Raw genomic sequence first — 24,634 nt, forward strand, 5'->3', positions numbered from 1 at the left:
GGGGTGTCTACATGAGTATCACGAGACAGGACTATCTTGATTTTTTGATTGATGTGGCTTTTGTAGGACAGGTGACAGAAGCGGAGAGTAGCTACGGGTTTGCCTATCAGAAAGCCATTAATACTGCATATCGTGATGTCCAAAGAACGATTGTTTATAAGGAACTACGACCAGAGGAAATTAGCGATTTCAAAAATAAGTGTCGTAACCAAATTGCCAACAGCTTGCAAATGCTTTTGAGCCTGGCTCCTTTGAACGAAGACGTTTTTGATGCGTGGCATCAAGCGCTGTGTGAAAACTTGACCCAAAATGGCATTTTGTCGATTGGTCAAGCGCAGAAATGGGTCAATATGACTTTGAAAAATCTGTGTGTATTAGAAGCTCTGGGAGTTGAGGGGGTATCTGGCTTTACGGAAAAAACGGATTTGTTTCATGTACCCATTGATACCTATGTGGTGGAACTTGTGAGAAAAGAACAGTTAGGCATTTTGATTGAAGCAGAGATCAAGCGTTCAAGGGGCGGTGCTTCAAGTGCTTGGAGTAAATGGCATGATTATGCTTCCTATCTGAAGGTTCAAAAAGCATTTCGCAGTCGGCTAAAAGGTGGCCAGTCTCCCTTTGAATGGGAGTTAAAAGGGTGGAAACGAAAGTAGTCTGAGCTTGATTCCTTAGACCAAGGATTTTGGCGATAAGTAGTGGGAGCTTTAACGCAATAAGTCGTCAGTTTTACTCCTGGAATCTAAAACAATTCCACCGGTAATTTGTCTATGCTGTTTACAAATTGACAACTTTCATTTAAGATATGTGTATACATATTTTGTGGGGAGGAACAAATCGATGCCGAAGTACAAAGAAATTGCGTTGTCCCTGAAAGAAAAAATCATCGAAGGCGAGTATCAAGAAGGAGCGCTACTACCGGATCAAGAAACCTTAGCTAAGTTATACGATACTAGCCGGGTGACCGTGAGAAAAGCCATTCAGCTTTTAATCGATGAGGGCTTACTTTATACGCGCCGGGGTTCTGGGACCTATGTCCGCAACGATATTAAGAAAAATAATGCCAACGTCACCCAGTTTAACAGCGTGTTTGGGACTTCCTTGCTGGAAGAAGGGGAAGTGACTAGTAAGATTATCCGCTTCGACGTGCGCTTTCCTAGTGAATACGAGCAAGAAACCTTGAAGATAAAAAGCACTAATCCTGTGTACGACATCAAGCGGGTGCGTTATGTGGGGGAGGAAGCCCGCAGTATCGAAACTTCGATTATGCCTTTGAAATACATCACCGATTTGGACGAAAGTATCTTGGAAGGTTCGATTTACAACTACATTCGCAACGAATTAGGCTATGTTATCAGTGCTGCCAAACGGGTGATTATCGCCTCAAAGGCCAATGAGCTAGATAGCAAGGAGTTTCATATTAAACTCGGGGATCCGATCCTCGAAACCAATCAAGTCGTCTTTTTTGATGACGGCACACCCTTTGACTTATCGAAGACCCGTTACCCTTATACCTCCGGGAAAATCGTGGCAGATATCAATTAACGTTCGAAAAGACCTTATCGACTAACGATAGGGTCTTTTCTTTTTTAAAATAATTAGTATACACATATTATAATTAGTGTTTACAAAAACGTTTACAGATGTTACTATATAGTCAAAGCTAACGCGTGGCTGAAAAATGGAGGTAAAGAAAATGAATGAGGAAAAGAATCAGAAAAGTGAGGCACGGATCGAGAAATTTGTAACGATTGCTCAAAAGGTCGGTAACCAAATCCATTTGCGTTCCTTACGCGACGGTCTGGCGCCGATGATGCCCCTATTTATCTTAGCCGGGATTGCGGTGTTAATTAACAGTGTTTTTCTAGATCCATCAGGTTTTATGAACAATGTTTTAAGTGAATCCACCATGGTCACTTGGCAAGGGTTTGGCAATCTTATTATCAATGCGACGTTAAATGTAGCAGCCATTTTATTTGTGATTTCCCTGTCGTATCAGCTTTCTAAAAATCGTGGCTACACCAACCCAATCGGTGCGGCTATGGCAGTTTTACCAGCCTTTTTCACCTTTTTACCGATGCTGGTGACGGTCACCGTGGACGAAAAAGCAACCCAAATCGGTGGCATGATTGCGTACTCTAATGTAGGAACTTCCGGGGTTTTTGCGGCGATTCTCGTGGGGATTATCGGCACCGAACTCTTTATCAAATTAACCACAGTCAAACGTTTACAGATTTCATTGGGGGAAAATGTCCCACCAGCAGTTGCCAATTCCTTTAACGTGATGCTGCCAGCGATTATCACGGTTTCCTTGTTTGCCCTACTTTCTTTCTTAATTCAACTTGGTGGCTCTGATCTGATGTCTTTGATTTCCCGCTTTATCCAAGAACCATTGCGGGCAGTGGGCACCAGTCTACCGGGCTACCTCTTATTGGTTTGCTTGGGGAATCTGTTGTTCTCCTTTGGGATTCACCAGTCTGTTATTGCCGGTCCGATTTTGGATCCCTTGTTGCTTTTAAATATGAATGACAATATGGCGGCAAAAGCGGCAGGCACGGAGCCTCCCCACATTATCACCAATGCGTTCCACCAAGTCTTTGGCTCGTTGAACATGGCTTCCGGGAGCACCGTAGCTTTGATTATTGCGATTTTCATCTTCAGTAAATACCAACCGTACCGTAACTTAGCGAAATTGTCATTGGGACCCAATCTTTTCAATATCAATGAACCGATTATCTTCGGTTTACCGATTGTCTTTAACTTACCAATGATCATTCCTTTTGTACTTTCCCCAATTATCGGTACCGTGATTGGCTATGCGGCGACGTCATTGGGCTTAGTTAGCAAAACCGTGGTGATGATTCCTTGGACCACGCCGACTTTGATCAGCGGCTATTTGGCCACTGCCGGCGATTGGCGAGCACCGGTTATCCAAGTCTTAATCATCGTGATTTTGGTATTCTTCTACTTACCGTTCTTGAAGATCAGTGAAAAAGTAGCGATTGCCAACGCAGAAAAAGCTTAATTTTGCCAGGAGCAGTTGGATTACGAAAAACAGGAGTAAAACGATGCCGATTTTAAGAATGAATTACTTTTCCCATGTATTAGAATTAACCACCACTTGTAGCATTATTTTGCCGCAAAAACTGAACGCTGAGCCGGTACCGGTGTTGTATTTGCTCCACGGGTATTCCGACAATGATGAAGCTTGGCTATTGAATTCGCGGATTGCCAAACTGGTGGAAGAGCTGAATCTGGCGGTGGTGATGCCCCACGGCTACAACGGGTATTACACCGATTCGGTAAGTGGCTTTAAAATTTACAGCTACTTAACGAAGGAACTCTTCCCGTATCTGGACCAGCTCTTTCACTTCTCCCAAAAGCCCGCCGAGCGTTATTTGGCGGGGCTTTCCATGGGGGGGTACGGCGCGTTTAAGCTAGGTTTGCGCCAAAAAAATCGGTATGGCAAAGTGTATTCCTTGTCTGGTGCCCTAGATATTGGGGCTTTGTATGAGGAGGGCTTCAAGCGGGTGCTGCAATTCTTGCCTTTATTTGGGGACAAAGACGATTTCTTGAACTCAGAAAATAATTTGTTGAAGTTGGTTACAGAACAGGCAGATCAGGACGTTACGACCGAGTTTATCATGACTTGTGGTCGTCAAGATTTTCTGTTTGAAAACAACAATGGTTTTTACGCCGCAACGCAGGCACTGTTGCCTTTGCGTTATCGCGTCTTTGATGAGGCTCACGATTGGGCGTTTTGGGACAGTCAGATTGAGCAGGTTGTCAATGAAATAAAAAAGGATCAGGATAATGGGTGATTTCATGAAGAATACATTTTTTTGGGGGGATTCCTCCTCTAGTATGCAAACGGAAGGGGCCTGGAACGAAGGGGGCAAAGGGCCTTCTGTCTATGATGTCCGCAGTGCCACGGAGACTACTTCGGATTGGAAGCACGGCATCGATCGTTACCACCGCTACGAAGAAGACTTGGACTTACTCCAAGAAATGGGCCTGAATTTCTATCGCTTCCAGATTTCCTGGTCCCGGGTGAATCCCCAAGGAGACGGCGAATTCAACGAAGAAGGGCTGGCTTTTTATGATTGCTACATCGACGCCATGCTAGCACGAGGCATCGAGCCCATGCTGTGTCTGTATCATTTCGACATGCCCTTACATTTGGCCGAAAAGTACGAAGGCTTCATGAGCAAACACGTGGTGGAAGCTTTTGTGACTTATGGGAAAAAAATGGTGGATCGCTACCAAGGAAAAGTCAAATACTGGGTCACTTTTAACGAGCAAAATCTCTACTCGACCCCTTTGGCTTTACAATACGGGGGGACGTTAAAAACAGGAAACACCCCGGAAAACATCCACCAGATTAGCCACAATATCATGGTGGCTCATGCCGAAATCGCCAACTACATCCATGACACTACAACGGGGCAAATCGGGGGGATGCTGGCTTACTCCAACATCTATCCCGAAACCAATCATCCCCAAGACGTCTTGGTGGCTAGAGAATGGGATGAATTCATCAATCAAAATCTACTGGATGCCTTTTGCGGCAGGGGTTACTCCCACCAAGTCCGCCAGTACCAAAAGCAGTATTTGTCCTTGGACATACTCCCGGAAGAAATCGCGGCCATTCAGCGCTTGAAAAGTGATTTCTTGGCCTTTAGTTATTACTGTTCTGGCTCCATTAGTCATAAGCAGATTCCCGACCACACCGCGCCTAATTACTACCTGACCTTTGGAGAAGTGGAAAACCCCTACGTGAAAGAAAACAAATGGGGGCTGGGTATCGATCCTCTGGGCTTTCGGGATATCATCAATAAACTTTATCAAAACTATCACGTGCCGGTCTTTCCCGTGGAAAACGGCATCGGGGTGCCGGAAGTGTGGAATGAGGAAAATCCGATTGCCGATGATTACCGGATTTATTACCACGAGCAGCATATTCAAGCGCTCTTTGATGCCATACAGCTAGACGGCTGTGAAGTCTTGGGCTATCTAGGTTGGGGCTTGATTGACTTACCTAGTTCCACCGGGGACATGGAAAAACGCTATGGCATGATCTACGTCAATCGTGGCAACCATGACTTGCGAGATATGCGCCGAGTACCGAAAAAGAGCTTTTACTGGTTTAAAGACTATTTGGCGGAACTAAAGCAAGGAAAACAGGAAGGCTGAAGACATGAGTCACCGTCCTATGTACTAAATCCTATCAAACGTCATACGCACGTAAAAGATGGCTAGTTTCCAAGGATTTTAATGGAAGCTAGCCGTCTTTTCATTGTTATAAATTTTAAAGACTAGCTGTTTGTTTCTAGGCGTAAGTTTATAATCAGGGCGCACTACTTTAAAGGGTATGCTACAATGAAGAAAATTCAATAATGGCACAAAAGTCAGCGGGAACGAGGTGCAACTCCTCGACAGTCCCTTTCTACTGTAACACGGACGAACGCTCACCACTCACTGGGTATAAGCTTGGGAAGAGGAGCAAGTAGGAGGAAGTGAAGTCAGGATACCGCTGATTTTTGGCACTGGGCATGATAACAGGGGGAGCTGTCCAGCAACCATTGTTTAACTACTCCTACGAATGGTAGGCGTCTTTTTAAACATGGCTGCTGGAGGCACTCTGTAAAACCAGGGTGCCTTTTTTGTGTGAAAAAAAGAAAAGAGGAATTATGATGAAAAAAGCAAAACGATTGATGGTCTTTGTGCTGGCGTTCTTAGTGGTAGTGGGATTAGGCGCTTGTGGCCAAAAGGCGGACACGACAGCCTCCTCTTCTTCGACTACGGCTTCCACTACGGCGGCAGTCAAAGCCACGGTGATCATCCAGGAAGATGGCAAAGAAAGTGACAAACAAGAGGTCGCTTTGGCCAAGGATACCAGCTTGTTTGATGCCATGAGTGAAAACTTCGATATCAAAGATGACAATGGCTTTATCACCAGTATCGACGGCAAGGAACAAGACAAAGCGGCCAATAAATATTGGACCTTCACGATTAACGACGAACAAGTCAATGTGGGGGCCAAAGATGTCACCGTGGCCGATGGGGATAAAATCATCTTCAATCTGGCTGGCTTCTAAGCAGTTAAACGTAATTGAGAAACAAGTGGTAAGTGCGTAGGGCAACCTTTGATACGCACAACTGGCCTAAAATAAAAAGCAACGTCGCTTCTATGAATTCATGGAAGCGACGTTGCTTTTTTATGTGCTAAGGTTTTCGCAAATTTAATAACGGTATAGGACTGCTGATTAAGCAAAACACTGCTTTTACCGCAGGGGTGAAAGCCTTGCGCCGTCCAAAAGGCCAAAGCCGGGGTATTGTGCTCCAAAACGCCTAGCTCTAGGCGCTGAAAGCCTTGATCTCGCAGCCAGTCTTCCAATTGAGCTAGAATCTTTTGACCGTGACCTTGCCGGTGCTCAGCGATTAACAAGAGTCCTAAGTAACCACTAGCATCTTCCGGGTAGCCAGTTAAAAGATCCACGACCGCCATAGGACGGTTTTCGAACGTGACTAAGAAAAAATGCTTTTGCTCCGGGTCAAGCTGTGGGGGACAGGCGGCTCGATCTTGAGCCACACTGGCAAGACTAGGAATTTCAGCGGTTAAAGCAAAATAATCCAGGTTTTGGTGGTAGACCTCTAAGGCAGCTTTCTGATTGTGGGGAGTAATTTTTTCAAAGTGGTAGGCCGAAGTTTTCTTCATCTGGGACTCCTTTCAGCGTTTTCTCTTATCATACCAAGATTAACCGCTTTAAGCCTCAGAAATTACTGGGGGCTTTTTTAGAGGCTACTTTTGCGAAATAAGCTTATGAAAAACGCCGCTTTTTCACGAAAAATCAGAGTATCTTACAAAAAAATATTGCTTTTTGCAAGGAATTTGCCTAAACTAAAGAAACGAGACTGATAATCATTCTCATTTAGAAAGGAGGACCGCCATGAAAAAATTTCTACGAGGGCTGATTCTATTCGTTGTCGTGATGCTTTCGTTATTTATCGGGGTTAAGGATTTGGATTGGCGGGTCTTTTTTCAAGGGGAACAGCAATTGATCTTCTGGGCGACCCGCTTGCCCCGCACCGTGAGTCTGTTAGTAGCCGGGAGCACCTTAAGCGTGTGTGGTTTGGTGATGCAGCAGCTGACCCAAAATAAATTTGTATCCCCAACTACGGCAGGAACCATGGACAGTGCCCGTTTAGGCATTCTCGTGGTGATGATTTTCTTGCCCAATGCGCCTTTATTACTACGCTCGACCGTGGCTTTTCTCTTTGCTTTTGGTGGGACCCTTTTATTTTTGCAGCTGACCCGCTTTCTTCCCGGAAAAAACCAAGTCATGGTGCCCTTAATCGGGGTTATGTTTGGCAACATCATCGGTTCCATTGCGACCTTTTTTGCCTATCAACTGCAATTGGTGCAAAATATGTCCTCTTGGTTACAGGGCAATTTTGCCACCGTCATGCGGGGGAGCTATGAACTGTTGTATCTAGCAATTCCTTTGTTAGTCATTATTTATTATTTCGCCTATCACTTTACCGTGGCAGGCATGGGAGAAGACGTGGCCCAAAACCTCGGCTTGAACTTTCGCCGGGTGCAGTTTCTGGGGTTAGGCCTAGTGGCTTTGGCCAGTAGTTTGGTGCTAATTATGGTGGGCACGGTACCTTTTCTCGGAGTCATCGTCCCGAACTTGGTTTCCTTGCGTTATGGAGATCAGATGAAAAACACATTGGGCTTAACCGCTTGGCTAGGCAGCGTCTTTTTGATTGTCTGTGATATTATCGCTCGGATCGTGATTCCCCCTTACGAAATTCCCGTAAGTGTCATCGTCGGGGTGATCGGCAGTCTGCTCTTCATTTTTCTTTTGGTTAGGAGGCAGGCGGCATGAAACGAAAAATATGGGGGGCTTTTGTCCTTTTAGGGGTGCTAGCAGTGGGGGCAATCCTGTTATTTCTCACTTACCGCACCTATGGCAATTGGGATTTTGCTTTGAAGCTCCGGGGCAAGAAGCTAGCGGCTTTAGCCTTGGTGGGTATCTTGACCAGCTTTGCTACGATTAGCTTTCAAACGGTGACGGAAAATCACTTTTTGACGCCGAATATTCTGGGCCTAGACTCGCTGTACGTTTTGATTCAAACCGTTTCCTTTTTTGTCTTCGGCGGGGCCCAAATGCTCAGTCAGCAAAGTCTGGCACAATTTCTCGGGAATATCTTTTTGGTCACTTTGCTGAGTACGCTACTAGCCAAAGCCTTACTGAAAAATCGCAACCTGTTTTTGTTATTAATGGTGGGGATGATTCTCGGCACCTTTTTTAGTAGTATTAGCACTTTTTTGCAGGTCATCATGGATCCCAATGAATACGACTTGCTCCAAGGCAAACTCTTCGCTAGCTTCGGCAATGTGGACAGCCAGTTTTTAGGCATTGCTGCAGTGTTGGGTCTAGTTTTAATCAGCTTATTGTGGTACTGGGCGCCGAAATTGGATGTTTTGCATCTAGGTCGGGACCAAGCGATTAATCTAGGCATTCAAGTGGATCACTTCCAGCTTGTGCTACTGATTATCGTCAGTATGTTAGTGGCGATTTCCACAGCACTAGTGGGCCCGGTGACCTTTTTAGGCTTTATCGTGGTCAATGTCAGCTACCAACTCTTTGCCACTTACGAACATCGAATACTTTTTAGCGGTGGGGCACTCTTGGCCTTGGTCGCTTTAGTGGGCGGTCAGTTTTTAGTGGAACAAGTCTTTTCTTTAAACACCACGCTCAGTGTGGTAATCGAATTTGTCGGCGGTATTTATTTTGTAGCAAAAATCATTCAAGAAAGGGGCAAACAAGCATGATGGAAATGAAAGAAATAAGCAAAAGTTACGGCAAAAAACAGGTGGTGCAAGACATTGACTTACACATTGCCACCGAGAAGCTGACGGCTTTTATCGGACCAAATGGCGCCGGCAAGAGTACGTTACTTTCCATCGCCAGCCGCTTGATTGAAAAAGATCGAGGGGAAATCTATCTGGATGGCAGTGAGGTCAAGACGTGGAAGTCCAATGAACTAGCGCAAAAGCTGTCGATTTTAAAGCAATCCAATGGCGTTTCCTTGAATATTACGGTGGAAGAGTTAGTCAACTTCGGCCGTTTCCCCTATTCAAAGGGGCGCCTGACGAAAAAAGACCGGCTAAAAGTCAAAGAGGCACTCTTGGCTCTCGGGCTGATGGATTTGGCAGAACAGCCGATCAATACCTTATCCGGGGGCCAGCTGCAACGGGCGTATATCGCCATGATTTTGGCTCAAGACACGGATTATATCCTCTTAGATGAACCTTTGAACAATTTAGATATGAATTACGCAGTCCAAATGATGCAAACTTTGCGCAGTCTGGTGGATGATTACGGCAAGACGGTCTTGATCGTCTTACACGATATTAATTTCGCCGCCAGTTACGCAGACGAAGTGGTGGCCATGAAAGACGGCAAGCTCTTTGCCCAAGGCCCCACGGAAGAAATTATCCAAAGCTCGGTGTTGAATCGTTTATATAATATGGAAATCAAGATTTGCGAAATCGAAGGAAAACGATTTTGTATGTATTTCCGTTAAAAAAACTTAGGAGGAAGTTTATGAAAAAAGTAGTGTATACCCTGTTGGCCCTAGTGGCAGTCACCTTGGCAGGCTGTGGCAGTAATCAAAAGACAGCTAGCAGTAATAGTGAAACCACCAGTAACAGTCGTGCTGCCAGTATCATGGTCAAAGATAGCGACGGTGCTGAAGTCAAAGTCCCTACAAATCCTGAAAAGGTCGTGGTCTTTGACAATGGCTCACTGGACACCATGGATGCTTTAGGCGTCGGGGATGCGGTGATCGGTGCCCCAACGGAAAACTTGCCAGAATACCTAGCTACTTACAGCGATGTGGAAAATGCTGGGGGCATCAAAGAACCAGACTTGGAAAAAATCAATCAACTGCAACCGGACTTGATCATCATCTCAGGGCGCCAAAGTGACTTTAAGGAAGACTTGAGCGCCATTGCACCGACTTTGTATCTAGCCGTAGATGGCAGCGACCCTTGGAACTCCACGAAAGAAAATATCACTACTTTGGCAAAAATCTTCCAAAAAGAAGAGGAAGCCAAAACGCAAATCGCTGACTTAGAAGATGAAATCGCAGAACTGAAAACCGGTGCAGCCAAAGCAGGGAAAGCGTTAGTCGTCCTCGTCAATGAAGGACAACTTTCCGCATACGGTGCCGGTTCACGCTTTGGCATCATCCACGACACCTTTGGCTTTGCTCAAGCAGATGATCAAATCGAAGCTTCGACACACGGGCAAAGTGTTTCCTATGAATACGTCTTGGAAAAAAATCCCGATGTGCTCTTCGTAATCGACCGCACCCAAGCCATTGGTGGGGATGATACGAACAACAACGTGGCAGACAATGAACTGGTGAAAGAAACCAACGCCGGGAAAAATGGCAAGGTGATTACTTTGCAACCAGATGTCTGGTACTTGAGCGGTGGGGGACTCGAATCTACCCAAACCATGCTAGAAGATGTGCAAAAAGCACTGGAGTAATAGCGTGAAAACGCTAAAATCTTTCTCATAAGTTTATCAAGTTAGAGTCTGAAATTTCTCATGCTTTTCTAGGTGTAACGGTGAAAACCAAGCCGTTATCATCTGAAAAATGGCAGAGAATTTTCAGGCTCTATTTTCTTAGGAAAAATATTCCATCCACACCAAAATAGTGAAAGTAAACGCCAAGATAGTGGCTAGGAAAATCGCTTTCCTGAGTGTAAGATTACCAACGTGATAACCGTTTCATGTAAACGATTGCAATTATTCTGTTTCAATTATTAGGAGGGAAACACTATGTTACACGTGGAAGACAAAAACAAAGAAGTAGCCGCTAGTTCAGTCCCAGCATTTGGTATGAAGGACAAAATCGGCTATATGTTTGGGGACCTGGGGAATTGTTTTATACTCGGGCTTGTGAATAGTTTCTTAATGATTTATTACACCAATGTTTTGGGAATTGCCGGAGGAATCGTCGGCGTACTCTTTTTAATTTCCCGAATTGTGGATGCGGTTGCTGACGTGACAGTCGGTCGGTTAAGCGATTTATCGCCATTGACCAAAGAAGGCCGTTTTAGCCCGTGGATTCGCCGGATGAAATATCCATTCACCTTGGCTTGTGTCGTTTTATTCTTGCCCTTTGTGCAAAACTTCCCAGATACATTGAAGATCGTCTACATCTTCGTTTCTTACATCGTCTATGGGATTTTCTTATCCACCATCAACATTCCTTATGGTTCCATGGCTTCTGCAATCAGCTCTGATCCAAGTGATCGGGTGTCCTTGTCTACTTACCGTAGCGTGGGTTCTGCTATCGGGGGTTCCACTACTGGGTTCTTGATTCCAATCTTGATGTACACCACTTTGGACAATGGCGACCGGGTAATCTCTGGGATGCACTTCTTCTGGATTGCTATCGGTTGTGCAGCGATTGCTTTTATCGCGTACATCTTGACTTGCAAATTGACTACTGAACGGGTACGGGTAGAAAAGAAAGAAGAAGCTTCTACTAAACAATTGCTACAAGGTCTCAGCAAAAACCGGGCATTGGTCGTTTTGGTTATCGTGGACTTGTTCATCGTTATCAACCAAATCTTGGCCGGCACCAACTTGACGTACTTGTTTAATGATTACTTCCAAAATGAAAAAGCAATGTCCGTGGCTTTGTTGTTCAACTACGGGACAGTCATCGTCTTGGCACCCTTTGCAAAACGTTTAACTGAACGCTTCGGGAAAAAAGAAGCCAGCGTTTGCGCTTTGTTGTTCTCCGCTGTGATGTATTTGATTATGTACTTCATGCACATTACGAGTCCTTGGATTTACTTGGTTGTCTTGTTTATCGCTACATTAGGCGCTGGTTTATTCAACTTGATGGTGTGGTCTTTCATTACCGACGTAATCGACTACCACCAATATGTAACCGGTGACCGGGAAGACGGTACGGTTTACGGCGTGAATTCCTTTGCTCGTAAAGTAGGTCAAGCATTGGCCGGCGCAGTAGGCGGTTTCATGTTACAATTGATTGGCTACCACGAATCCGCTGCTGGCGGTGTGATCCAAACCGCTGTGGTACGCGATCGTATCTATGCTATGGCCAATTTAGTACCAGTAGTCTGCTTGGTCATTGCCGCAGTAACCTTGTTAATCGGCTACCCATTGACCAAGAGCAAAACCATTAAAATGGGTGAAGAATTGAAGAAAATCAACGAAGGTAACTAATTTTTTATCACATAGGAGGAGACTGATGGAGCAACTCAATGTTCAAGCCTTTGGGGCGGATTCCACGGGGGCCACATTAGCCACCGTCGCTATCCAGACCGCCATCGACCAAGGCGCGGAAAAAGGCCAAGTCGTCTACGTGCCAAAAGGCGTGTATCTGGTAGGTTCACTGTTTTTACGCAACCACAGCCAACTGCATTTTGAAGAAGGGGCGACCTTGCTAGGTTCCCCGGACATCCAAGATTATCCCGAGGTTTTCGCTCGGGTGGCCGGTGTGGAAATGGACTGGCCCGCTGCCATTTTAAACGGCTTGGCGATTACGGATGTCTCCATCACCGGTAAAGGCATCATCGACGGTCAAGGGCCGTTGTGGTGGGCCTTGTACTGGGGCCAAGATCAAACCGGCGGCAAGCGGGCTGAATTCGACGCCCAAGGCTTGCGCTGGATTGCTGATTACGCCATTAAGCGTCCCCGGGCCCTCCTCTTTCAAGGGTCAAAAGACCTGCACATAGCGGATATCACGTTGCAACGTTCCGGTTTTTGGAACTTACAGCTGACTTATTGTGAAAACGTCTTGGTCAAAGGCATCAAGATTCACGATAACCATGGGCCCAGCACAGATGGTATCGACATCGATTCCTCCCGCCACGTACGGGTAACCGAATGTCACTTAGCCTGTGGCGACGACTGTATCGCCGTAAAATCTGGCCGAGACGGGGATGGACGTCGGGTGAATTTGCCTAGTGAAGACATCGAAGTCGACCACTGCCACGTGTACTCCGGCTACGGTATCACCATCGGCAGTGAAGTCGCCGGCAGTGTTCGCAACGTCCGCATCCATGACAATGTCTTTGAAAACTCCGACTGTGGCCTACGCATGAAGTCCTCCAAAGAACGAGGGGGAGTCATTGAAGACATTCATGTGAACCATTTGACCATGAAAAACGTTCAATTTCCTTTTTCTTGGATCATGGACTGGCACAATGCTTACAATCGCAAAGACTTAACCGGCCTCGCCGATATGCCGAAAGCTTGGCAAGCCGTGGCTGCAGAAATCCCTGAGTCAGAGCAAATGACCTTGGTTAAAGATGTGGTGGTAGAAAACGTGGTTGCGACATTGAGTCCAGACTACACGTTACCAGCCCGTGCTTTTGATTTAGTGGCTTTTCCAGAAAATCCCATGACAGATGTGACTTTCCGCAACTGCCAACTAACCGCCAAAGAATTTGGCCGCATCGAAGCGGTGACCGGCTTGGTCTTTGATCAAGTCACCGTCTCCGTAGCCCAAGGGAATCAGGGGGAGAATGATTCCTTTGATAATCGGTAGGGAGTAAGGAATAGATAAAAGAAACCGCCTGGGAGGGAGTCCCGGGCGGTTTCTTTGTGTGGTGAATATCAATACTACGTGGCGTCTCACCCCCGCCTAAACCGCCCCGGCGTAACCCCATTCTTCTCTTTAAATACTTGCACAAAGCGACTGACCGAGCTGAAGCCGACTTGGCTGGCGATGGTTTCTACCGAGCGTTCCTGATGATACATCAGGAACGCTTTTGCTTTGTTGAGGCGGGTGTCTAGGAGGTATTGCTGGGTGGTTTTGCCGGTGAAGCGCCGAAAGAGGCGGGTCAGGTATTGGGGCGTGATGAAGACTTCGGCGGCTAGGCGTTCCACGGTAAGGTCTTCGGCATAGGCTGTTTCGATTTTTGTGATTGTGGGTGAGATGTACTGTTGAAACAAAGGGTGGCTTGTGGCCAGCTGATTTTCGTAGCCTTTGGAAAGGTACATCAATAGTTGGTAGCAGGCTCCTGAGGTTTGAGCGGTGTCTAGGGTACGGTTCTCCAGCAGGTTGACGATTTGGTCGATCCAGAAAGAGTAAGAAAATTCCGGGTTGTCCTTGGCGAAAATCGGCTGATTGGTGCCGAGGATTTTGGGAAATTGGTCGGCTAATAAGCCGTTTAAAGTCACGAAACGGGTGCGCCAAGTTTCGCCAGTACCGGTATCAGGAAAGTAGGCGTGGGGGGTAAATGGAGGCAAGAGCACTCCCTCCCCAGGCGCCAAGGGGATGAGTTGCCCCGCCAGCTGGATTTGTCCTTGACCGCTTTCAGTTTGGAGCCAGTGGTAGTGGGCGTACCCCAGCTTGCGGGAGACGCTGTCTTGGAGCCAATGATTGCCGATGGATTCCAGTGAGAAAGGTAGATTTTCGCTAATAGGTTGAAAATAGATGGGCATTTGTCACACCTCTTGTTTCGATTTCTGCTATTTTTTGGTTTGGGACTTTATACTATCAAAGTGTGAGAGCCTTTACAATAGGGGGACAACGAAGGACCGGCTAAGAGGCCAGATGTCTCAGGCGGTTTTCAATCACGTAAAGGAGTGGCGGCGATGTTTCAACGAATTTTGTACGGTGGGGACTACAATCCAAATCAGTGGCCAAAGGAGATTTGGTCGGAGGATATGCGGATATTCAAGGAGGCCCATATTAATTCGGCGACGATTAATGTCTTTTCTTGGGCGAAGATTCAACCTAGTGAACACGAGTATTACTTTGATGAGCTAGATGAGATGATTGAGATGCTTTCTAAGGAAAACTACGACATTGTCTTGGCGACTTCCACGGCGGCCATGCCGGCTTGGATGTACAAGCGCTACCCGGAAGTGGGCCATGTGGACTATGAGGGACGGCGGCATAAATTCGGCGCCCGGCACAATAACTGCCCTTCCAGCGAGATTTTCCGGAAGTACGCTGCTCGTCTGGCGGGAAAATTAGCGGAGCGCTACGGGGACAATCCTCATGTGACTTGTTGGCACGTGAACAATGAATACGGCAACTACTGCTACTGCGACCAGTGTGAGGCGGCATTTCGGGTGTGGGTGAAGGACAAGTATCAGACCATCGAAGCCGTGAATAAAGCATGGAACATGGAATTTTGGGGGCACACTTTGTACGACTTCGATGAAATCGTGGTGCCCAATGCTTTGTCCGAGGGAATTTCGGTGTTGAATGTTTTGACCGGGGAAACGGCACACAAGACAGCCTTTGCGGGAATTTCTTTGGATTACTGTCGCTTTATGTCCGACAGTCGCTTGGAGACATTTAAACTGGAAAAAGCGGCGATCCGAGCTTTTGATCAAGCGACGCCGATTACCACAAACTTAATGGGTACGTATAAAGGGCTGGATTATTTCAAGTGGGCCAAGGAGTTGGATATCGTCTCATGGGACAACTATCCTTCCTACGATACCCCGTGGAGCAAGGTAGCCATGACCCACGATTTGATGCGAGGAGTCAAAGACCAACAGCCTTTTATGCTAATGGAACAAACCCCTTCGCAACAAAACTGGCAGGCTTACAATTCCTTGAAGAAACCGGGGCAAATGCGGGCCCAAAGCTATCAAACCATCGCTCACGGTGCCGACACGATTCAATTCTTCCAATTGCGCCGGAGCATTGGGGCTTGTGAGAAGTTCCATGGAGCGGTGATTGAGCACGTGGGCACGGAAAATACTCGGGTCTTCCGGGAAACCGCAGAACTAGGGGAAGAACTGTCCCGACAAACAGAAATCATCGACGCTCGCAGTATCTCAGAAGTTGGTCTGCTTTTTGACTGGGACAACTACTGGGCTTTGGAATACACTTCGGGGCCTAGTGTGGACTTGACCTATGTGGATCAGATTCATCAGTATTATCGTTATTTCTATGAGCAGAATATCAGCGTGGATTTACTAGGCGTGGAAGCGGACTTCTCTTCTTATAAGGTCTTGGTGGCGCCGGTCTTGTACATGGTGAAAGAGGGCATGGCTGAAGCCTTGGAAGCTTTTGTAAAACAAGGAGGCATCTTAATCACCGGCTTTATGAGTGGGATTGTCGATCAGTCGGATAACGTCCATCTGGGAGGCTACCCGGGACCGTTACGGGAGCTGTGTGGCATTTGGGCGGAAGAAATCGACGCTTTGGCATCGGAACAAAAAAATGGCGTGCGCTTTACCGATGGCACTACCGGATCGGCGCGTTTGTTATGCGATATCTTGCATTTAGAAGGAGCGGAGTGTCTGGCTAGCTATACCACGAACTTTTACGCGGATACACCTGCAGTCACCCTGAATCAGTTTGGTGAAGGCTACGTGTATTATGTGGGTACGGAGTTGGAGCCAAAACTCTTAGCAAAAGTCTTGGCGGGGGCGACAGCACAAGCGCAAGTGTCTCCGGTCATTGCCGAGGCGACGCAGTTGGAAATCACCCGGCGGCAAAAAGAAGGGGTGAATTATTACTTTATTATGAACTTCACCGAAGAAGCCCAACCGCTACCGGCTTACTTTGTGGGCAAGACTGATTTGTTGCAAGGCAAGACTTTAGCCGCCCATGATTTGCCACAGTACACCACCTATTTGGTGAAAGAATAAGCCCAATAGCCCCAAGAGAAAGGAAGAATGACCATGGACTTTACCATTCAAGAGGAATTTTATTTAGACGATCAGCCATTTAAAATTATCAGTGGCGCGATTCACTATTTCCGGGTGGTGCCGGAGTATTGGCGAGACCGCTTGGAAAAACTGCGCCTTATGGGCTGTAACACCGTGGAGACTTATGTGCCTTGGAATCTCCATGAGCCCCAAGAAGGCCAGTTTCATTTTGAAAAAGGCTTGGATTTGCGCCACTTTATCGAAATCGCCCAAGAAGTCGGGCTGTATGTAATTTTACGCCCGGCGCCATACATTTGTGCGGAGTGGGAATTCGGTGGACTGCCTTATTGGCTCTTGCAAGATCCAAAGATGAAACTGCGCTTTTCCTATCCAAACTTTATGGCGAAAATCCAGCGGTACTTCGCCCAACTTTTGCCGCAAGTCACGGACTTACAGATTCAGAGTGGGGGACCGATTATCCTGATGCAGGTGGAAAACGAGTACGGCGGCTACAGCAATGACAAGGCCTACTTGCGGCAAATGGCTCAACTGATGCGGGACAACGGGGTGACGGTACCCTTGGTGACTTCCGATGGCCCCTGGCACGACATGTTGGACAATGGTTCGATTCCCGACATCGCTTTGCCGACGATTAACTGTGGTTCCGATATTAAGAAGTGGTTCCAGCGCTTGCGGGCCTTTCACGGGACGAAGAAGCCGTTAATGGTCATGGAGTTTTGGATTGGTTGGTTTGATGCTTGGGGGGATGAAGCCCACCACACAACTTCGGTGGCCTCTGCTACAAAAGAGCTACGGGACATTTTGGCAGAGGGCAGTGTCAATATTTACATGTTCCACGGGGGCACGAACTTTGGCTTTACTTCCGGAGCGAATTACTATGAAAAACTAGCCCCGGACGTGACGAGCTACGACTACGATGCCCTGTTGACAGAGTGGGGGGATATCACGGAAAAGTACACCGCCTTCCAAGAAGTTATCAGTGAATACACGGAGTTGCCTCAGTTCCCGTTGTCCACAGAGATTAAGAAAAAAGCTTATGGAACGTTACAAGCCAAAGAACGGGTTTCCTTGTTTGCTACTTTGGAAAAATTGGCTAAGCCGACCCGCTCGCCGTATCCATTGACCATGGAAGAGCTCAATCAGGCCACGGGCTACGTGTACTATCGTTCCCAATTAGGCAAAGCCCGGCCGGTGGAAGACTTCCGCTTGATTTCTTGCATGGACCGGGTGAATGTCTTCGTCAATGAAACCTTAGCCATGACTCAGTACGACCAAGAAATCGGCGTCAAACAACCTTTGAGCTTAACCGCAGAGGAAAATGAGCTCGGCCTATTGGTGGAAAACATGGGCCGGGTGAATTACTCCGTGAAGATGAATCACCAGCGCAAGGGCATCCAAGACGGGGTAATCGTCAACGAAGCCTTCCAAGCAGACTGGGAAATCTTCAGCTTGCCTATGGACAATCTGGAACAAGTGGACTTTAGCGCAGGCTACGAAAAGGGTCAGCCAAGCTTTACCCGCTTTGAACTCTTAGTGGAAGAAGTCGGGGATACCTTTGTGGAACTTTCCGGCTGGGGCAAGGGCTTTGTCACCGTGAACGGCTTTAATCTTGGACGTTTCTGGGAAGTGGGCCCGCAAAAACGTCTCTATGTGCCGGGACCTGTTTTGAAAGAGGGCGTCAATGAAGTCATCGTCTTTGAGTCTGATGGCAAGCTTACCGATGAAATTTGCTTTTACGCCGAGGCGGATTTAGGGTAAAGTGAAAGAAAACGAAATCGTTGCCAAAGCCGACTGTTAGACTAGGCAACGATTTTTAATCAAAGGAGCTCTTTATGTATTCCCTTTTACTCATGATTATTTACCTGGCTTTTATCAGTCTCGGCTTGCCAGACTCGTTATTGGGTTCTGCTTGGCCGGTGATGCAAGGTCAGCTGGACGTGCCTGTGTCCTATGCGGGGCTTGTGACCATGATTATTTCTGTGGGGACGATTGTCTCTAGCCTTTTATCCGATCGTCTGACCCGGCGCTTTGGGGCGGGGCTAGTCACCGGTTTTAGCGTGCTTTTGACGGCGGTGGCTTTGTTTGGCTTTTCTTTCAGTACGGCCTTTTGGCAGCTGTGTTTGTGGGGAATTCCCTATGGATTAGGCGCCGGGGCCGTGGATGCTTCCTTGAATCTCTACGTGGCCTTGCATTATCCTAGCCGTCATATGAGCTGGCTTCATTGCTCTTGGGGCGTGGGGGCGGCCATTAGTCCTTACATCATGGGGCATTACTTGACCCAGCAAAACTGGCAAGGAGGCTATCGGGCGGTGGGCTTCTTGCAGTTAGGGTTAACGGCGGTATTGTTTTTGAGTCTGCCCTTGTGGCGGATGCAACAAACCCGGCGCCAAAGTCAGCAAACAGAGCCACTGCCTACTAGTAAACACTTGCGCTTTCAGGAAATCTTTCGCCTGCGGGGGATTCCCTATGTTTTGGTAACCTTCTTGGCTTATTGTGCCTTGGAGTCCACTACTGGTTTGTGGGCTAGTACTTATTTGGTACAAGCCCGGCAAGTAGACCCGGAAATCGCCGCCCGCTTTGCTTCCTTCTTCTTTTTAGGGATTACCTTTGGGCGCTTTCTCAGTGGGTTTTTCGCAGACCGCTTGGGAGACCGCCAGTTGATTCGGTTCGGCACGGTGATTTTACTAGGCGGAATTCTCTGTGTTTTGTTGCCCGTCAAAACGGATGGACTGGCCTTAGCTGGTCTTTTGATTATCGGCTTTGGTTGTGCGCCGATTTATCCAGCGATTATCCACGCCACCCCGGATCACTTTGGGGCCGAGCATTCCCAGTCAGTTATCGGGGTACAAATGGCGGCGGCCTACGTGGGGACGACTTTCTTGCCACCTTTGTTTGGGGTCTTAGTGGAGTATGTCTCCATTAGCCTGTATCCGGTGTACTTGCTCTTTTTCGGTCTATTGATCTGGGTGACCTCCGAGCGTTTGCGCAAAGTCTTGCCTCCAGTGAAATAAAAGCAAAAAACCTGCCATTTCCGTTTGGGGAAGTGGCAGGTTTTGTTAGTGTTTCACAAAAAAGCGATGAAACAAGGTTTGGAACACGGGATAAAGCAGCAGATAGAAGACCAGATTTCCCCCTGCATGGAGGGCATCAAAGGGCAGGCCTTGGAGCCAATAGGGCCAAAAGACGCTCATACCATAGAGAAAATAATTGAAAATCGAATAGAGAAAGCCGTATAAAAAGCCCATGGCACCAGCTAAAATGCCTTGTAGCCACAGATGTTTATGAACCAGGGGCAGACGGGCCAGGGTGGAAAAGACCAAAAGGATGCCCAGATAGCTCAAAAACTGGCCCAAGGTCCAAATGTCGAAGCCCACAAAAAGATTGGTGACGACTAAGGAAATGGCCATGACTAAAAGAGCTTCCGGTAAACTTAAGAAGAGACTCAAAAAGAGCAAAATGGCGGTCATTGGCTGAACATTTGGCAAAAAAGTAAAGGAAAGGCGACCTACCACACAGGCGGCGCTGAGTAAAGCCAGATAGGAAATCCGGCGGGCGTTTAAACTGGATTTGGACAAAGAAATCACCTCAAAGGTTGATAGCAACAGACTAGTTTTAGAAGAAGTCTGCCGGGATATTGGGTCAAGGAAGGGCTTTGTTTTCGCAAGCTTTCAAGGCTCCTGGCCATCAGTGCGCATTACCTAGCCCAATTTTTCTTTACTGTAGCACACCCTTTTGTAAGATGGAAGGCGGAATTTTCTGAAAATTGTGTTGGCAATCTGAAAAACGTGGTAAAATAGGAAAAACTTGGGAGGAGTTGGGGGAATGAAAATTAGGGAGCTGTTTCAAGAAAATAAAACCGTGATGTCTTTGGAGGTCTTTCCGCCGAAAAAGGAAAGCGGGTTGGAGACGATTTACGACACGTTACAGGCTTTGGGGAGTCTGGCGCCGGATTTTGTCAGCATTACCTACGGGGCCGGGGGCAGTGGGGGCTGCAATCAGACATTGGAGCTGGCGGCGACCATTAAAGAACGTTACGGTATTGAGCCTTTGCATCATTTGACTTGTGTCAATAACGGTACGGAGGACTTATCAGAGCTTTTAGCAGGGATGAAGGCGGCCGATGTGAAAAATATCTTGGCCTTACGAGGGGATTTGCCAGAGACGGGGGCACCTCGTGAGGATTTTTGCTATGCCAAAGATTTAGTGGCGGCGATTAAGCGTGACCCGGACTTTTGTGTGGGAGCGGCCTGTTATCCAGAAGGGCATATTAGCCAAGCCGAGGATCAGGAAAACTATCAACATTTACTGGAAAAAGAACAGGCAGGCGCGGACTTTTTCATCTCCCAGTTGTTTTTTGATAACGATTGCTTCTATCGTATGGTGGAAGAAGCTAGAAAGGCTGGGGTCACCAAGCCTTTGGTGGCGGGGATCATGCCGATTTTATCCAAAGCTCAGGTGCAGAAGATGATTTTCATGTGTGGCTCTTCTTTGCCTTCAAAACTGATAAAATTGATTCATCGCTACGGGGACAATCCCCAAGATTTGCAAAAGGCCAGCTTGGAATATGCGTGGCAACAGCTAGGGGATTTGGTGGCTCATGGAGTGGATGGGGTGCACTTGTATACCATGAACCGACCGGAAATCGCCCTGCAAACTTTTGATTATTTGCGAGGAGGGAGCTTATGAACAGCGACTTACCAGACGTACCATTAGAACAGCGGGAAATCTTGCGCTATTTAGGCTACAAACGCCAACACGAATTAACCCCGGAGCTAGTCGAACTAGTAGCAGAAGTCATGGGAGAAGTGCAAAAGGTCAGCCAAGTGCGCAGCCATTATCAGTTTTTCGATTTGGCGGAAACAAGGACGGGGATCCAAGTTGTTGGTAGTGACTTGGTCTTAAGTGGCACCGCCATTAGCCGCCATTTGCAAGGAGCGACTTCAGTGGCACTGTTTGCATTGACCTTGGGTAGTGGCGTGGAGCAGGTTATTCGACGCTACGAGATTACCGATTTGACCCACGCTTTGGTTTTGGAAGCGGCTTGTACGGAATACGTGGAAAAACTTTGTGACCTAACGGAAGCTCGGATTGCCAAGGAGGCACAGGAAAAGGGATTGACGGCTAATCGCCGCTTTTCCCCGGGCTACGGGGACTTGCCCTTAGCGATTCAGCCGACGTTTTTGGCGACTTTACAAGCCGAGCGTACAGTGGGCATTACGGTAACTGAGGACTTTTTGATGATTCCCCGAAAATCGGTGACGGCGATCGTCGGCCTGTTTCCTGCTGGGACCACAGCGAAACCTACCCGCAAAGAACCGGACTGGTGTCAAGCATACTTGTCCAAGGAGGAAAGCAAATGAAGCTGAAAGAAGCATTGCAAACCGGATTTTTATTGTTCGATGGCGCCATGGGCACCATGCTCCAGGAAAAAGGACTAGCAGCGGGGATGCAGCCGGAGTATTTTAATCTGACTCATCCGGAAGTCGTCACCGAGATTCATCGGCAATACGTGGCAGCCGGGGCCGATATCATCACCGCCAATACGTTTCAGGCCAATGGGCACAAAATTCCGGAAGCCGAATTGCCAAAAATCATCACCGCCGCCGTGAAGTTAGCCAAAGACAGTGGCGCTCGCTTTGTAGCTTACGATATGGGGCCGATTGGGGCGCTTTTGGCTCCATTGGGCACCTTGAGTTTTGATGAGTCCTATAAATTATTTGCCCAGCAGGCTCGCTTAGCGGAGCGTGCCGGAGCAGATTTGGTGATTTTGGAAACGGTCAGTGATCTTTTGGAGGCGAAGGCGGCCATTTTGGCGATTAAGGAAAACACCGACTTGCCGGTTTTCGTCACTATGACTTATCAAGCAGACGGCCGCACTTTTGTGGGCTGTGACTCGGTGACGGCGACCTTGACCTTGCAGGCGTTAGGGGTGGATGCTCTAGGCGTCAACTGTTCCCTAGGGCCAAAAGAGCTTTTGCCCGTGGTAGAAGTGATCACTCGCTATGCGCAAGTCCCGGTGGTAGTCCAGGCCAATGCAGGCTTACCGGAAATGGAAAACGGGGTGACGGTTTACCGCCTGACCCCGGCAGCATATCTGGCAGCCATCGCGCCGATGCTAGATCTAGGGGTGACCGTAGTAGGGGGCTGTTGCGGCACCACCCCGGCCTTCACTAGCGGCTTGCGAGAACTTTTGGACAGCCGTCAACCGGTCGTGCCAGTAGCGGAAAAAGTAACCGCCGTGACCTCAGGGGTGCAGACGGTGATCCTAGATGAGCGCTTGACCGTAATCGGGGAACGCCTGAATCCGACAGGGAAAAAACGCCTTCAAGCCGCGATTCGCCAAAAGGATTTGGGGTATCTCTTAAAAGAAGGCATCCAACAAGTCACTGACGGTGGGGATATTTTAGATGTGAATGTGGGTTTGCCGGAAATCGATGAGGCGGCCATGATGCAAGAGGTGATTCCTGCCTTGCAAAGCGTAGTCAACGTGCCATTGCAAATCGACTCTTCTTCGGTGGCGGCCATTGAAGCCGGGGCGCGGATTTACAATGGCCGGCCCTTGATTAATTCCGTTAACGGCAAGCCGGAAACCATGCAGGCGATTTTCCCGATTGCCAAGAAATATGGGGCGCTGGTGTTAGGCTTGACCTTGGATGAGACGGGGATTCCCAAAACGGCAGCCGGACGCTTACAAGTAGCCCGGCGGATTGTGGAAACCGGAGCCAGCTACGGCATCCCCAAAGAAGACATCTTAATCGATCCTTTGGTTTTGACCGCCTCGGCCCAACAGGATCAAGTGCAAGTGACTTTGGACACGCTGAAATTGGTGAAAGCCGAGCTTGGGGTGCAAACCGTAGCCGGAGTCAGCAATGTGTCCTTTGGTTTACCCAATCGGCCCTTGTTAAACAGTACCTTTTTAGCGGCGGCCGTGGGGGCAGGCTTGTCTGCGCCAATTTTAAATCCCGGTAGCCAGCAGATGATGGCCACCGTGGCGACACTGCGAGTGATTAATCACCAAGATAAAGACGCTCAAACTTACATCGACAAAAGTCAAGACTGGCAATTTGGCCCGGGAAATCAATCGGGGACCGGGTCAACGTCAAAGGCAAAAGAGTCTGGAAGCGAGACACCAGCAAACACAGTGCCTAAAACTCAGACGGAGCAATTGCGCCAGTTGATTTTACAAGGACGTAAAGAAGAAACGCCGAATCTGACCCGGCAGTTATTGGCTGCGAAAACTCCTTTGGAAATCGTCAACGAGGCTTTTATTCCTGCCTTAGACGAAGTGGGGCAAAAATTCGAGGCCGGCAGCTTGTTCTTACCACAACTGATGCAAAGCGCCGAGGCGGTGAAAGGTGCCCAAGAAGTGCTGAAGGATTACACTGCAGCTCAAGGAGAAACTGCCAGCAACCAAGGCCGCATTCTTTTGGCTACGGTGGCCGGGGACATCCACGACATCGGTAAAAATATCGTCAAGATGATAATGGAAAACTACGGCTTTCAAGTGGTCGATTTAGGCAAGGATGTGCCGATTGAAAGAGTCGTGGCAACCATTCAAAAAGAAGACATCAAGTTGGTGGGCCTGTCTGCCTTAATGACTACCACTGTGCAAAATATGAAAGCCACCATTAAAGCAGTGGGAGATGCGGGCCTGGAATGCACCTTTATCGTAGGCGGCGCAGTCTTAAACGAAGACTATCGGGAGTTTGTCGGAGCGGATTACTACGCCAAAGACGCTCTAGAGTCGGTGAAATACGCCCAAGCATTTTTCGAACAACATCCGGAGTGGGTGTAAGGAAGACAATCGAAATGAGGCTGTGATATAAGTAGTTTTTAATTCTTAAACAGCAAATCTTTAACTACGAACAATAAAAAATACGAATGAAGAACATTTGTAGCGATGCTTGTGTCTTAGTCCGAAGAGGGAACAGTAC

At 47.8% G+C, this 24,634-nt stretch carries 21 protein-coding genes and 1 riboswitch; of the genes, 18 read left to right on the forward strand and 3 right to left on the reverse strand.

Annotated elements, in window-relative coordinates:
* Positions 1-11 precede the first annotated feature (11 nt).
* The 6 genes from I579_RS06085 (at position 12) to I579_RS06110 (ending at position 6,095) form a co-directional block, all read left to right on the forward strand.
* On the forward strand, positions 12-653 hold the full coding sequence (locus I579_RS06085) for a hypothetical protein (RefSeq protein ID WP_010754484.1): 642 nt from the start codon (positions 12-14) through the stop codon (positions 651-653).
* 184 nt (positions 654-837) lie between these two features.
* Complete coding sequence (locus I579_RS06090) at positions 838-1,542, forward strand: GntR family transcriptional regulator (RefSeq protein ID WP_010754483.1); 705 nt, start codon at positions 838-840, stop codon at positions 1,540-1,542.
* A gap of 151 nt (positions 1,543-1,693) precedes the next feature.
* Positions 1,694-3,022, forward strand: a complete 1,329-nt coding sequence (locus tag I579_RS06095; protein ID WP_010754482.1) for a PTS sugar transporter subunit IIC — start codon at positions 1,694-1,696, stop codon at positions 3,020-3,022.
* Positions 3,023-3,065: 43 nt separating this feature from the next.
* A complete protein-coding gene (locus I579_RS06100; protein WP_010754481.1) occupies positions 3,066-3,818 on the forward strand; it encodes an alpha/beta hydrolase in 753 nt (250 codons plus the stop codon).
* A gap of 4 nt (positions 3,819-3,822) precedes the next feature.
* The gene (locus I579_RS06105) at positions 3,823-5,190 is read left to right on the forward strand and encodes a glycoside hydrolase family 1 protein (RefSeq protein WP_034810737.1); all 1,368 of its coding nucleotides are present in this window, start codon (positions 3,823-3,825) and stop codon (positions 5,188-5,190) included.
* A 184-nt stretch (positions 5,191-5,374) separates the two neighbouring features.
* Positions 5,375-5,546: riboswitch (cobalamin riboswitch) on the forward strand.
* A gap of 144 nt (positions 5,547-5,690) precedes the next feature.
* Positions 5,691-6,095 (forward strand): DUF4430 domain-containing protein, encoded by a 405-nt coding sequence (locus I579_RS06110; RefSeq protein ID WP_010754479.1) that lies wholly within the window; start codon positions 5,691-5,693, stop codon positions 6,093-6,095.
* 98 nt (positions 6,096-6,193) lie between these two features.
* Here the strand turns inward: I579_RS06110 and I579_RS12510 are convergent, their stop codons facing one another.
* Positions 6,194-6,715 carry a GNAT family N-acetyltransferase gene (locus I579_RS12510; RefSeq protein ID WP_010754478.1) on the reverse strand — a complete coding sequence of 174 codons (522 nt, stop codon included), beginning with the start codon at positions 6,713-6,715 and terminating at the stop codon, positions 6,194-6,196.
* Positions 6,716-6,947: 232 nt separating this feature from the next.
* On the opposite strand from I579_RS12510, the gene I579_RS06120 reads away from it, so the two are divergent.
* The 6 genes from I579_RS06120 (at position 6,948) to I579_RS06145 (ending at position 13,608) form a co-directional block, all read left to right on the forward strand.
* Positions 6,948-7,889, forward strand: a complete 942-nt coding sequence (locus I579_RS06120) for an iron chelate ABC transporter permease FitA (protein ID WP_010754477.1) — start codon at positions 6,948-6,950, stop codon at positions 7,887-7,889.
* Positions 7,886-8,839, forward strand: a complete 954-nt coding sequence (locus I579_RS06125; RefSeq protein ID WP_010754476.1) for an iron chelate uptake ABC transporter family permease subunit FitB — start codon at positions 7,886-7,888, stop codon at positions 8,837-8,839. Before I579_RS06120 ends, I579_RS06125 begins: the two co-directional genes overlap by 4 nt.
* Entirely contained in the window at positions 8,836-9,594 is a 759-nt protein-coding gene (locus I579_RS06130; protein WP_010754475.1) for an iron ABC transporter ATP-binding protein, read from the forward strand. The genes I579_RS06125 and I579_RS06130 overlap by 4 nt, the downstream gene beginning before the upstream one ends.
* 20 nt (positions 9,595-9,614) lie before the next feature.
* Positions 9,615-10,565: a siderophore ABC transporter substrate-binding protein gene (locus I579_RS06135; protein ID WP_010754474.1), complete on the forward strand. Its 951-nt coding sequence runs from the start codon at positions 9,615-9,617 to the stop codon at positions 10,563-10,565.
* A gap of 294 nt (positions 10,566-10,859) precedes the next feature.
* Entirely contained in the window at positions 10,860-12,281 is a 1,422-nt protein-coding gene (locus I579_RS06140; RefSeq protein ID WP_010754473.1) for an MFS transporter, read from the forward strand.
* A gap of 25 nt (positions 12,282-12,306) precedes the next feature.
* The gene (locus I579_RS06145) at positions 12,307-13,608 is read left to right on the forward strand and encodes a glycoside hydrolase family 28 protein (protein ID WP_010754472.1); all 1,302 of its coding nucleotides are present in this window, start codon (positions 12,307-12,309) and stop codon (positions 13,606-13,608) included.
* 86 nt (positions 13,609-13,694) lie between these two features.
* Here I579_RS06145 and I579_RS06150 read toward each other — a convergent pair whose 3' ends face one another.
* Positions 13,695-14,507 carry an AraC family transcriptional regulator gene (locus I579_RS06150; protein WP_010754471.1) on the reverse strand — a complete coding sequence of 271 codons (813 nt, stop codon included), beginning with the start codon at positions 14,505-14,507 and terminating at the stop codon, positions 13,695-13,697.
* Between the two features lie 144 nt (positions 14,508-14,651).
* Here I579_RS06150 and I579_RS06155 point away from each other — a divergent pair, with 144 nt between their 5' ends.
* The 3 genes from I579_RS06155 to I579_RS06165 all read left to right on the forward strand — a co-directional run bounded on the left by I579_RS06155 (position 14,652) and on the right by I579_RS06165 (position 19,711).
* Complete coding sequence (locus I579_RS06155; RefSeq protein WP_371168505.1) at positions 14,652-16,679, forward strand: beta-galactosidase; 2,028 nt, start codon at positions 14,652-14,654, stop codon at positions 16,677-16,679.
* 33 nt (positions 16,680-16,712) lie between these two features.
* Positions 16,713-18,458, forward strand: a complete 1,746-nt coding sequence (locus I579_RS06160; protein WP_010754469.1) for a glycoside hydrolase family 35 protein — start codon at positions 16,713-16,715, stop codon at positions 18,456-18,458.
* Between the two features lie 92 nt (positions 18,459-18,550).
* Positions 18,551-19,711: an MFS transporter gene (locus I579_RS06165; RefSeq protein WP_256998687.1), complete on the forward strand. Its 1,161-nt coding sequence runs from the start codon at positions 18,551-18,553 to the stop codon at positions 19,709-19,711.
* A 45-nt stretch (positions 19,712-19,756) separates the two neighbouring features.
* Here the strand turns inward: I579_RS06165 and I579_RS06170 are convergent, their stop codons facing one another.
* On the reverse strand, positions 19,757-20,275 hold the full coding sequence (locus tag I579_RS06170) for a hypothetical protein (protein ID WP_010754467.1): 519 nt from the start codon (positions 20,273-20,275) through the stop codon (positions 19,757-19,759).
* 247 nt (positions 20,276-20,522) lie between these two features.
* Here I579_RS06170 and I579_RS06175 point away from each other — a divergent pair, with 247 nt between their 5' ends.
* From I579_RS06175 to I579_RS06185, 3 genes are read left to right on the forward strand one after another with little or no spacing between them, the layout of a single operon-like run.
* Positions 20,523-21,386, forward strand: coding sequence for a methylenetetrahydrofolate reductase (locus tag I579_RS06175; protein ID WP_010754466.1), 864 nt, complete (start codon positions 20,523-20,525; stop codon positions 21,384-21,386).
* On the forward strand, positions 21,383-22,060 hold the full coding sequence (locus tag I579_RS06180) for a vitamin B12 dependent-methionine synthase activation domain-containing protein (protein WP_010754465.1): 678 nt from the start codon (positions 21,383-21,385) through the stop codon (positions 22,058-22,060). The genes I579_RS06175 and I579_RS06180 overlap by 4 nt, the downstream gene beginning before the upstream one ends.
* Positions 22,057-24,495, forward strand: a complete 2,439-nt coding sequence (locus I579_RS06185; RefSeq protein ID WP_010754464.1) for a homocysteine S-methyltransferase family protein — start codon at positions 22,057-22,059, stop codon at positions 24,493-24,495. The genes I579_RS06180 and I579_RS06185 overlap by 4 nt, the downstream gene beginning before the upstream one ends.
* Positions 24,496-24,634 lie beyond the last annotated feature (139 nt).

The sequence above is a fragment of the Enterococcus asini ATCC 700915 genome, from assembly GCF_000407365.1.
GTDB lineage: Bacteria > Bacillota > Bacilli > Lactobacillales > Enterococcaceae > Enterococcus_C > Enterococcus_C asini.